The sequence below is a fragment of the Nonomuraea sp. NPDC049784 genome, assembly GCF_040659615.1.
Lineage (GTDB): Bacteria > Actinomycetota > Actinomycetes > Streptosporangiales > Streptosporangiaceae > Nonomuraea.
This window is the reverse complement of the sequence record NZ_JBFAMX010000002.1, coordinates 74,502-85,063: the sequence shown is the minus strand read 5'-3', so window position 1 is coordinate 85,063 and position 10,562 is coordinate 74,502. Positions and strand designations below refer to the sequence as shown.

General features: G+C 67.8%; 10 protein-coding genes and 1 tRNA gene. 5 read left to right on the top strand and 6 right to left on the bottom strand.

From position 1 onward, the window contains the following. Positions 1–9 precede the first annotated feature (9 nt). Positions 10–510 (top strand): transposase family protein, encoded by a 501-nt coding sequence (locus tag AB0J09_RS00995; protein ID WP_360683093.1) that lies wholly within the window; start codon positions 10–12, stop codon positions 508–510. On the opposite strand, the gene AB0J09_RS00990 is transcribed toward AB0J09_RS00995, so the two are convergent. After that, the gene (locus tag AB0J09_RS00990) at positions 511–1,257 is read right to left on the bottom strand and encodes an integrase core domain-containing protein (protein ID WP_360683131.1); all 747 of its coding nucleotides are present in this window, start codon (positions 1,255–1,257) and stop codon (positions 511–513) included. Between the two features lie 194 nt (positions 1,258–1,451). Here AB0J09_RS00990 and AB0J09_RS00985 point away from each other — a divergent pair, with 194 nt between their 5' ends. After that, positions 1,452–1,691: a hypothetical protein gene (locus AB0J09_RS00985; protein ID WP_360683091.1), complete on the top strand. Its 240-nt coding sequence runs from the start codon at positions 1,452–1,454 to the stop codon at positions 1,689–1,691. A gap of 81 nt (positions 1,692–1,772) precedes the next feature. On the opposite strand, the gene AB0J09_RS00980 is transcribed toward AB0J09_RS00985, so the two are convergent. The 3 genes from AB0J09_RS00980 to AB0J09_RS00970 all read right to left on the bottom strand — a co-directional run bounded on the left by AB0J09_RS00980 (position 1,773) and on the right by AB0J09_RS00970 (position 5,448). Next, positions 1,773–4,091: a 2OG-Fe(II) oxygenase gene (locus AB0J09_RS00980; protein ID WP_360683089.1), complete on the bottom strand. Its 2,319-nt coding sequence runs from the start codon at positions 4,089–4,091 to the stop codon at positions 1,773–1,775. Between the two features lie 228 nt (positions 4,092–4,319). Continuing rightward, positions 4,320–4,736, bottom strand: a complete 417-nt coding sequence (locus AB0J09_RS00975; protein WP_360683087.1) for a hypothetical protein — start codon at positions 4,734–4,736, stop codon at positions 4,320–4,322. Continuing rightward, a complete protein-coding gene (locus AB0J09_RS00970; protein ID WP_360683085.1) occupies positions 4,711–5,448 on the bottom strand; it encodes a DUF433 domain-containing protein in 738 nt (245 codons plus the stop codon). The genes AB0J09_RS00975 and AB0J09_RS00970 overlap by 26 nt, the downstream gene beginning before the upstream one ends. Positions 5,449–5,580: 132 nt before the next feature. Between AB0J09_RS00970 and AB0J09_RS00965 the strand changes: the two genes are divergently transcribed. After that, the gene (locus AB0J09_RS00965) at positions 5,581–6,870 is read left to right on the top strand and encodes a recombinase family protein (protein WP_360683083.1); all 1,290 of its coding nucleotides are present in this window, start codon (positions 5,581–5,583) and stop codon (positions 6,868–6,870) included. A gap of 5 nt (positions 6,871–6,875) precedes the next feature. Here AB0J09_RS00965 and AB0J09_RS00960 read toward each other — a convergent pair. Beyond that, positions 6,876–6,961 (bottom strand) — tRNA-Leu (locus AB0J09_RS00960). 339 nt (positions 6,962–7,300) lie between these two features. Between AB0J09_RS00960 and AB0J09_RS00955 the strand changes: the two genes are divergently transcribed. Beyond that, positions 7,301–7,939, top strand: a complete 639-nt coding sequence (locus tag AB0J09_RS00955) for a hypothetical protein (protein ID WP_360683081.1) — start codon at positions 7,301–7,303, stop codon at positions 7,937–7,939. Positions 7,940–8,170: 231 nt separating this feature from the next. Beyond that, on the top strand, positions 8,171–10,159 hold the full coding sequence (locus AB0J09_RS00950) for a chaplin family protein (protein ID WP_360683079.1): 1,989 nt from the start codon (positions 8,171–8,173) through the stop codon (positions 10,157–10,159). 119 nt (positions 10,160–10,278) lie between these two features. On the opposite strand, the gene AB0J09_RS00945 is transcribed toward AB0J09_RS00950, so the two are convergent. Continuing rightward, complete coding sequence (locus AB0J09_RS00945; protein WP_055508738.1) at positions 10,279–10,464, bottom strand: DUF5703 family protein; 186 nt, start codon at positions 10,462–10,464, stop codon at positions 10,279–10,281. Positions 10,465–10,562: the final 98 nt, after the last annotated feature.

The window sequence follows — 10,562 nt, the reverse complement described above, 5'->3', positions numbered from 1 at the left end:
CACCTGATCTTGGATGGCACCCTGACGCGCATCGATCGGATCGGCGAGAAGAAGACCAGCGTGAAGGGCCAGGAAATCGACGCCTGGTACTCCGGCAAAGCCCGAGCCTTCGCCGCCAACCTGCAAGGTCTCATGACACCGGGCGGTTTTCCGATATGGATATCCGACGCCCTGCCCGGGTCGACTTATGACATCACCGCTGCGCGAGAACAGGTTCTCGCCACCATTCGCCCTTATCTCAAGGACATGCCGCTGCTGGCCGACTCGGGCTACGAAGGCGCAGGCGCCGGCGTCCACGTCCCGGTCAAGCAGCCCGCAGACGGCCAAGAGCTGGACGTTGACACGCGTACCAGAAATGCGCTTCTTCGTTCTCTTCGCTGTCTGGAGAACGCGGCTTCGCGCTTCTTGAGCAACGCTGGCGCACCCTTCAGCACGTCCACCTCAGCCCCAGCCGAGTCGGCGACCTCGCCAAAGCGGTGCTCGCTCTCACCCACTTCGAGCACGGAATGATCACGTGAAAGTCGCTGGGATTACCTCATTGATGAGGCCTGCGACGGCTTTCCGGCGTTTGATCCGCGCTGCTGGCAGCGGCAGCACCTCGGGGTCGTCCAGCGGCGCAAGCTGTTGGCGGCCTTGGTGGGGGCGATGCTCGTTGAAGTGGCGGGCGTAGCTGTGGAGGATCCTCTCGGCGTGCCCGCGGTTGAACAGCAGGATCCGGTTGGTGCACTCCTCGCGTTCCGAACGTATGAACCGCTCGGCGTGCGGGTTGCAGTTGGGGCTACGCGGGGGGATCTTGGCCACGATGATGCCTTCGCTGGCGAAGACGGCGTCGAAGGCGGCAGTGAACTTCGCGTCCCGGTCGCGGACGAGGTGGGTGAAGTGGGCGGCGTGCTCTCCGAGGTGCCAGAGCAGCTGTCGGGCCTGCTGGGTGGCCCAGGCTGCGGTGGGGTGGGCGGTGACGCCGAGGATGTGGACCGTGCGGGTGCGTACTTCCATCACGAATAGGGCGTAGAGCCGTTGCAGTCCGATCGTGTCGACGTGGAACAGGTCGGTGGCGAGTAGGCCGTCGGCTTGGGCCTTGAGGAAACTGGTCCACTCGCCCCGCGTCGGATGACGTCGCGGAGCGGGACCCAGGCCGGTAGCGCGCATGACGCGGCGGACGGTGGCCGGGCTGATTTTGTGTCCGAGGCGGCGCAGTTCGCCGTGCACTCTTCGGAAGCCCCAGTGCGGGTTCTCGGTGCCGAGCCGCATGATCAGTTTGCACAGTTCCTCTGGAACTGGAGGGCATCCCGCGGACGGCGGCTGTGTCCACTTCTTCTTGGTGAGCCGCCGGTGCCAGACAAGGAGAGTGCGTGGGGAGACGATCCGGTGGCTGCGCAGTACACGGGGGAGTAGGCGGGCGAGGGCGGCGAGTAGCGCGCGGTCGGCCAGGTGGGCCTTGGCGCGGTGCCTTGGCGGCGCAGCACCGCTACCTCGTGCCGCAAGATCAATTGTCCAGAAGCGAGATCGCCGCCCTGGTGACCGAGATCGGCGACATGGCCCGAGCCATCACCGAGGATTCGGCGGAGTTCAAGAACGAGACCTACCGGCGCATGGGTCTACGGCTGACCTATCACCCTGATCAAACAAATGTGAGGGCCGAGATCCATCTCAGCCCTCACATAGTGAAAAGATACGTGTCCGAGGACTGAGCGCCACCGGCCGCACATGGCCTGCCGCCATCCACATTCCCGTACACCACATTCACGTGGCCCGACCATGTCCGTGACGGATCAGGTGGAGACCTTCCACTCATCGGTGAGCCAGGCCAGATCCGCTTGGTGGCGCTCGCGGGCGAGACGCTCACGTTCGAACAGGGCTTCGGTCTTGGTCAGTACCAGGGTGTACGGGCGGCCCTGCCGCCTGGTCTCGTGGTGGACCGGCAGCTCAGCCTCATCGATCCTGGCGTGGACATGCGTGCGCCTGTCCTTCGCGAGCGGCCAGTCGAGAGCGCGTCGCTCAGGGTCTCGGAGGAACGTGCCGAGCGTCTCGCACAGCTCGCACGCGCATCCGGTGGGCAGCTTGATCGACCAGTCGCCCGGCGCGTGTTGTGGCTGCGCCAGTAATGCGCGGATTCGATCGGCACAGTAGAGGGCCAGCTCGCCGAAGCCCCCTTGGCGCGTCCCGGCGGCACGCAGCGTCGCCATCGCCAGGGCGTGCGCCCGATCACCGGCCGTTCGCGCGAGCTTGTGGGCGTTCTCCAGAACGCCCGTCGATTCCAGCCCGGCCGCAGCCGCGATGATCCCGGAGCAGGGCGCCCCCAAGGCGGTCAGCCATGCTTCCCGCCGGGAGGTGAGCGGCCCGTCGAGTGCCGGAGCGACCTGGCCCGCGAACATCGTCCATGACAGTTCGACGATGCGGCGGGCGGCTGCGGTGGACGCGTTCCCCTCCGCCGAGAGCGCGGCACACAGCCGTGGGAGATCTTCGAACCACTCCAACGGTGCCTGAGCGAGACCGTAGGATCCGGGCCGCCAGCCCTCTGTCCAGTGGCGCAGCAGGCCGTCCATCCAGATGTCGCCGTAGTGCGTGGCCAGGGCCGCGAATGCCGGACCATGAGGAGGGACCAGCCGCTCCAGCGCGAACGGCCGCAGCAGCATGGTCGCGACCTGCGCGTCATCCAGCTCCCTGGCCGCTTCCAGCGCCTTGCCGACCAATTCGGTCTGGCCGGGGTAACGGCCGGCGGCGTGCCAGAAGGACTCCAGCGACCGCGCCGCCTCACGAGCCTCCGCGATCTTCCCGGCACGGGCCGTCGCGGCGAGTTCGTCCAGCGCCCATCCTGGAGACGCCTCGGCCCGGCTGGCGAAGCCCTGGCTCCGGGGCCAGATGACCAGCGCCGCCCGCCGGTACCAGCGGTCAAGGGTGTTGCCGTAGTTGCCCATGTAGCCCTCGTACTCGGAGGAGTAGGGCGTCATGTCGGCCGTTGGGGTCGTCGAGGCCACCTCGGCGTCGCTGAGGTCCAGCGAGATGTCCTCCAGCCGCCCCGTTTCCGGGTCGATCCAGTGGGCGAGGGTGGTGGAGGTCTCGATCAGGTCCTGGAGGACGTACTGCTTGTCGTCCGTGCTGCCCGGGTCCTCGTAGTCGTCGGGATCCTCGTCCTCGTGGTGGCCGTACCACGCGTCCTCGTCCTCGTCGGGGTCGTAGGCGTCCCAGGTCTCCTGGATCTCCGCGAGGGCCAGAGTGATCTCACAGTCCGCCCGCTCGGCCGCGGCGCGCAGCAGGGCGCCCCGCGCGGCGTCTGATCCCTTCAGCCGGGACCAGCTCAGCCCGCGGGCGGTGTACTCGTGGTCGAGGAGATACGCCAGCCGCGCCGGTGGTTCCCCCCGGCGGGAGCTGTGGGGCAGGACGACCGGGGTGGCGAAGTGCGTGAAAAGATCGGCCGCGAGCTCGCTGACCAGCGGATTTTCGGCCGCCGCGGCCTGGCTGTCTCCTGCCAGGAGCAGGTTGTAGGTGAGGGTGACACGGTTGCCCTTTTTGACGGGAAGAACCTGGTGCCGGCAATCGGAGTAGAAGGCCACCAGTGAGACCGCGGTCTTCAGCCCCCGGTACTTCTTGGTCTGGCCCTGATGCTCGACCACGAGCTCGCCGTCGGTGTGCGCGGACGGCAGCGACACCACCAAGGTCGCGACCATGGCGTCGTCCTTCTCGGAGTCCTGGTGCGGGACGAAGAACTGCCCGGTCTCGTACAGGAGCATGGAATGCAGCTCGGGGATGAGCCGGCAGTGCGATGGCAGCCCTAGTTCCGCGCGCATCCCGTCGAGGACGGTCGTGAACGCTTCCGTCCATTCAATGCGCACCAGCTCCTTGGGGATCTCCCAGGTGTCGCGCACCTCTGGGTCGGTCAGGGTCTGCTCACCCCGCCCGAACCGCGCCCGGCGGCCGAGCTCGCGCAGCTGGACCGCCTGCTCATCGGCGACGGGAAACCGCAGTGGGCCGAGCCCATCGACCGCCACCGAGAGATCGGTCTTTTGAAGCTTTCGCAAGGCGCTGTACGCAGCGGGCTCCGCCGACGCGGTGAGTAACTCGGCCACTCGTTCACGAGCCATGTCGGGCATGGAATCACTCCTTCATCGCGGCACCAAATTACTGCGCAAGGAGAGCGCTCCGGTGGGGCCTTCAGGAGTGACGTCCGCGAATGCCGAAGACCGCGATCGGGACCTCAACGCGGCTTACTGGTGCCCGCCACCTGATCATGGGAGGAGGCGGAGTGTGAGTCGTTCGGCGTTGAGGGCGGCGGCGATCTGTTTGGCGGGCCTCCAGGAAACTGGCAGGGAACGCAGGCGTCAGTGATGTGGGGGATACAGGCGCTCGAGTCGGTCAGTGTGGACGGCGTAGATGAAGGGGCCAGGACTGTTGGAGGCGGCGAAGACGGCCTGCTGGTTGGTGATGAAGCGTTCGGCGTAGGCGGCGGAGGTGAGATCGCCGCGGGTGATGACGAAACAGCGGGCCTGATGCTCGATGACCGTGGCGATCCCTGCTTGCCGGTAGCGGATGCGTTTGTCCTTCATGAGGACGGCCCAGCCGAGCTTGGCGCTGTCTTCGATCCAGCGGGTGTCTTCGATGGTCTCGTCCTGGGGGACGCCGTAGTGTTCGGCCAGGGTGATCAAGTCCCACCCGGCTTCACGTAGCAGCTTGGGCACGGCGAGCCGGCCGAGACTGCGATCGACGAAGAACCTACGCGGCTGTTCGGGTGGCGACACGCAGGACATCCTCGATCTCGTCGCGGGTGAGCCCGTACTCCTCCGCCACGACATCGACGGGCTCTCCGGCCCGGAACAGGTCGATCGCGTCCTCGATCTTGGCGCCCCCGCGGGCGAACCGGGGCCGGCCGAAGGCATGGCGGGCATCTATCGTGACCTCGGCGACGCGGTATTGCGGAAGCGTGATCACTTCGGCGTATCCGTCGTGTGCGAAGTGCACGCGGCGCAGGTAGTTCTGCACGATCTCGGTGAAGACTCGTTGGTTGTTGCGGACGACGACCAGTTCGCGGGCCGAGTCGTCGCCGACGTGCTCGGCGTAGTCGTAGAGGACTTCGGCGCCGTCGGTGAAGAGTCGACGGCTGGCCAGGGCGTGTTCCAGGCCGAGCTCGCGCTGCAATGCGTCGATTGCCGGCCGGATGCGCTGCAGTGGTACGCCAGCCTGCCGAAACGCGGCCAGGGCATAGCCCTCGGCCAAGCCGATGAAGGGCACGGACGCCTCGTTCGGCCGTTCTGCGCGGGTGGCGGTGATGACCGGCTTGGCGCGGATCGCACGGCCGTCACGCTGACGGCGTTGGTAACCGAAGGCCCAACTGGTGAAGGTGGAGGCGGGGATCGCGAGGTAGCCGGCAGCTTCGGCGATGCCGTACAGCGGCGTGGTGAACCGATCGATGGCCATGCTCACCTCCTGGATCACGTCGTTGAGCCTCTCCATGATGCCTCACGGTGTGGTGCCGTAGGCGGCGCATTCCTGCGTCAACTAGATATGTCCTCTTTGTTCGACAGCTGGGTCCAGCGCAAGGTCATCAGTCCGCGATCTCCTCGTCATCGTTCGAAGGACGGGCCGTTGCGGTTCGCCCTCTACGCGCGGACCTCCACCGAGGATTTCCAGGATCCCGTCTCCTCGTGTGGGTGGCAGCGTGAGGCGGCGCAGATCCTGGTCACGGGTCGGGGCATGATCGTGGCTGAGTTCGTGGATATCGGATATTCGCGGCGGTTACCGTGGAGCGAGCGGCCGCAGTCCGCCGAGCTGCTGATGGCTCTGACCGATCCGGGCCGTGGCTGGGACGCGATCGTGGTCGGCGAGTATGAAAGAGCGTTCTGCGGGGATCAGCTCACGCAGCTTCTGCCGCTCTTTCAGACCTACGGTGTCCAGCTGTGGATGCCGGAGACGGGTGGGCCGGTAGATCCGGAGAGTCCGATGCATCAGGCGTTGATGCTGTTGCTGGGCGGGCAATCACAGCGTGAGGTGCTGCGGGCTCGCTACCGCGTGCTGGCCGCGATGCGGAACCAGGCTGCCGATCAGGGACGCTTTCTCGGTGGACGGCCGCCGTACGGCTACCGCTTGGTAGACGCGGGTCCGCATCCGAACCGGGCGCACGCCCGCTGGGGACGCCGTCTGCACCGGCTTGACGCCGACCCGGCCACGGCACCGCACGTACGGTGGATGTTCGCGCAGCGACTGGCGGGTGTCAGCGTGGCGGGGATCGCCCGGAGGCTGAACGAACGCGGCGTCCCGTGCCCCTCGGACGTGGATCGCGAGCGTAACCGGCACCGGTCTGGACATGTTTGGACGTTACGTACAGTTACGGCGATCCTCGGCAATCCTCGCTATACCGGCCGCCAGGTCTGGAACCGCCGGAGCGGCAGCGTCACCGATGCAACGCAGCGTGGCTGGAACGCTCCCCAAGAGTGGGCGATCTCGACGAAGCGGAGCCATCCGGCACTGGTCAGCGACGGCGACTTCGTCGCCGCGCAGGCGATCCGGGCTGCTCGACCCACCCAGGACGGCAGTCCGCGCGTCTATCTGCTCGCGGGCCTACTGAAGTGCGGGTTCTGCGGGCGCCGTCTGGATTCGCATTGGGTGAACGGACGTCCGGGATATCGGTGCCGCCACGGCTACACTAGCGCCAGACCTCGCGAGGCGTCCGGCCCGAAGTTCCTGTACTTACGTGAGGACCGGCTGCTGGCAGAGCTGTTAGCGCATGTCGGCGGCAGAGGGCGGGAAGGGCCGATGGAGATCGTCTCTGCATTACGAGCCAATGGCCTGGTGATCGTCTGCCACGCGGCGACCCGTGTCGTAACTGAGCTCAATGCAGAAGAGCCCGCCCCTCAGGGCAGGCTCTTCATGGGGTAATCCTGTGTCCGAGGGGGGACTTGAACCCCCATGCCCATCACTGGGCACTAGCACCTCAAGCTAGCGCGTCTGCCTATTCCGCCACCCGGACTTGGTGCCTGCACGCGAGACCGTCATCCCGCGTCGGCTCAGTAAGGTTAGCAAACTCTGAGGACTGCTTCATACCGAGAATCTCCGAGACCTCGAAGTGGGGACGGCGGGGGCTTCCGATGGGGCTTTGGTGGGGTGCGGCTGGCCTCCGGATGGCGTATGGCGGAGGGTATTGGGGCAGTTGGGGGCGGTTTGCGGTTGGGGGAGTTGGTGAATTTCTGGCTCTCAGGTGAAAAGCGCTTGCGGCAACCTTGGGTGCTGCTACGGTTACGGACCGTTGAGGGGTGAGTCCACGGACTGGCCTCACGACTGAGGCCGGTTCTGGAATGCGGGAGGTCACGTGGCGAGCGTGGTGGTGCTGCAGCTGAGGGCGATGACCCTCCGTGCGCATCGCCTGCCCGTGACCGTCCCGGCGCAGGACGCGACCACCGATCGGGTTGACCGGATGGCGCGGTTCGCGGCCGGTGCCCGTCGGCTCCTTGTGCGGGCAGTCACGATTGGCGCCCTGGTGGCCGCCGGGTGGCTGCTTGCTGTCGTGTTCGGCATGCTCACCGCCGACCCGGCGGCTGCCCAAACAATGGCTGCTGCCAAAGTGGCGGTGGCTGCCAAAGCGACGGCGGCCCTGGAGGCCGCCACCACTGAGGCCGCGGTGAGTGACGCCGCGGCGACTCAATCCTTCACCCGTCCGGACCGTGTCTCGGAGTCCGACAACGCCGAGGCCATGGCCGGGCGTACGGTTGACGGGCTGAACAGCCAGCGGGATCCTGGCCTGCCAACACCATCCACCGCCGGAAAGATCCTGGACACCAACGGCTTGGTGCCCAATGGCGGTGCCGGCGGCCCGTTCGGGGCCGCTGCGGGGGATGTCGCGAGGTCCGTGTTCGACCCGCGGCTCCAGGCGCGGCGCGCCCTCCTGGCGCGCGTGCTTCCCCCCGTCGTCCGCACAGCGGCGGACGACCCCTCTTTCTCACCTGACTGACCCCCGCCCAGGTGCCGGTCTTTTCTTCAGCCAGAACCGGTCCTTCACGAATCACGAAGTAGTGCGGCGGAGCGTGGTCTGACACCCCTTCGCCGACGGGTGAAACACGTCAGTTCAGCTGGTTCGCGAAGCTGATCCGGGGTCTCCGCTGTGCGCGAAACCTCATACGGCCTCGGCTGCCCGCGATCCGTTCAGGTATCCCCCCAAGAAGAACCACTAGGAGCATTCATCATGCGTACGTGGGCAAAGGCATCTACTCCTGCGGCCCTCCTCGCGGTGGCCGTCATGTCGTTCGGCGGCACCAGCACCGCGCTGGCCGACACCTCGGGCGACGGGTCCGTCGGCGGCGGCAACCAGGTCGACCTGCCGATCTCCCTCCCCATCGACATCAGCGGCAACTCCATCGCCGCGGTCGGCTCGTCCCATGCCTCCTCTCAGGGCGGCGCGACGGTCGTCAACAGGGGCGGCATCTCCAACAAGACCTCGGGCAACGGCAGCGTGCTCGGCGGCAACCAGATCACCGCGCCCATCAGCGCCCCGATCAACGCCTGCGGCAACGCCGTGTCGCTGATCGGCAAGTCCGACGCGGGGTGCAAGGGCGGTGCCACCGTCCGTAACCAGGGCAAGGGCGGCGCGGGTGGCAACCGCACCTCGGGCGACGGCAGCGTGCTCGGCGGCAACCAGATCACCGCGCCGATCTCCGCGCCGCTGAACGTCTGCGGCAACGCGGTCGCGATCTTCGGCGAGGCGACGGCGGGCTGCAAGGGCGGATCCAGCGTCCACAACACCGGGGTGGGCGCCGGCGGCAACCGTACCTCGGGCAACGGCAGCGTGCTCGGCGGCAACCAGGTCATCGCGCCGATCAGCGCACCGATCAACATCTGCGGCAACTCCGTGGCGGTGTTGGGGCGGGCGTTCGCCGGCTGCAAGGGCGGCTCCACCGTGAGCAACAACGGCGGCTCGCACGGCTACCACAAGGCCGTGGGCTCGACCGGCAACGACACCGACGGGCGCTTCGGGGTCGGGAGCGGCAACCAGGTCATCGCCCCGATCAGCCTGCCCGTGGACGTCTGCGGCAACGCCGTCGGCAACGCTCCCGCCGGGTGCCTGGGCGGCGCCAAGGTCGAGAACAGCGGCGGCGGCTCAGGGGCGGCCGACAACGTCACCTCGGGCCGGGGCGGGGTGCTCGCCGGCAACCAGGTGGTCGCGCCGATCACTGCCCCGATCAACGTCTGCGGCAACGCGGTGGCCGTGCTCGGCCACGCGTTCGCCGGATGCAAGGGCGGGGCCAGCGTGAAGAACGGTGGCAGGGGCGCGGGCGGCAACTACACCTCCGGTCGCGGCGGGGTGCTCGCCGGCAACCAGGTGATCGCGCCGATCACTGCCCCGATCAACATCTGCGGCAACGCGGCCGCGGTGCTCGGCAGGTCCGACGCCCACTGCAAGGGCGGCGCCAAGGCCGGCAACACCGGGGGCGGCGGCAACCGCACCTCCGGCCGCGGCGGGGTGCTCGCCGGCAACCAGGTGATCGCGCCGATCACCGCTCCCATCAACGTCTGCGGCAACGCGGTGGCCGTGCTGGGCGACGCCGCGGCCGGGTGCCTCGGCGGGGCGAACGTCGGCAAGCCGGAACACGGCGGCCCGATCGGGTACGGCCACTTCAGCGCCACCGCGACCAAGGAGGCCAAGCGCGGGCTGCTGCCCACGCTCCCCGCTGTCCCGGCCATGGGCGGCCTGCAGGACGTCGCCGGGGTCACGCAGAAGGTGCAGGGCGTCGGCGGAGTCCCGCAGCAACTGGGCGTGACCTCGCTGCCGCTGGTCGAGGACGTCTCCAGCACGTTCGGCCTGCCGGGCCTGCCCGAGCTGCCCGGCCTGCCCGCCCAGGCGCAGGCCCCGGCCCACCCGAAGAAGACCCGCGTGGCCAGCTCCGCCGACGGCGCCCGGCGCCCCGCCACCCCGGCCGGTGCCGTGTCCGTGCTCGACCCGGCGACCCAGCTGGTGGCCTCCACCCCGGTCGGCGGCGCGGTCACCTCGGCCACCCGCGGCCTGCCCGTCAACAGCCTGCCGGTCAGCGGTCTGGGCCTGATGAGCGCCGAGCAGCCCGCCGGCCTCACCGGAATGAACTCGAGCTCCCTGCTCGCCCTCGTGCTCGGCTCGATGTTCGCCGCCTCCGCCGCGCTGTTCGCGACCGCCCGCCGCTTCCGGTTCGGCCGGAAGTAAGGGAATCAGACAGAACCTATACAAAGTTCGGCTGCTGCTCACAGTCCGTGAGTAGTCAGCGATAGACGCTTTGCCCGTTCCGGGGGCGCGGCCCGGGACGGGCAAAGCCATGCCCATGTTCAGAGCGTGCTGCGTACCCGCATGACCTTGCGACGTAGCCGTACGTGACGACTCCCGTCGGGGTGCACACGTACGCGGGCGAGCTCCCACTGGCCGTACTCTGCGTGTTCGGTCAGCAGTTGACGTGCTGCTTCGCGAGTGAGGTCGCGCGGAATGAAGATATCCATGTAGGAGTAGTCGAGCACAACGATTAGTCTCCAGGGTGAGTCAGGGCGCCATGCCGCTCGATGGGCCTTATTCTGCGTGCTTGTGGGTGGACCCGGAAGCTAGTGGGTAGCCCGCG

Coding starts and splice junctions, on each gene's coding strand:
- AB0J09_RS00970 (WP_360683085.1), bottom strand. CDS start 5,448: ATGGAGAGGCTCAACGACGTGATCCAGGAGGTGAGCATGGCCATCGAT.
- AB0J09_RS00980 (WP_360683089.1), bottom strand. CDS start 4,091: ATGCCCGACATGGCTCGTGAACGAGTGGCCGAGTTACTCACCGCGTCG.
- AB0J09_RS00950 (WP_360683079.1), top strand. CDS start 8,171: ATGCGTACGTGGGCAAAGGCATCTACTCCTGCGGCCCTCCTCGCGGTG.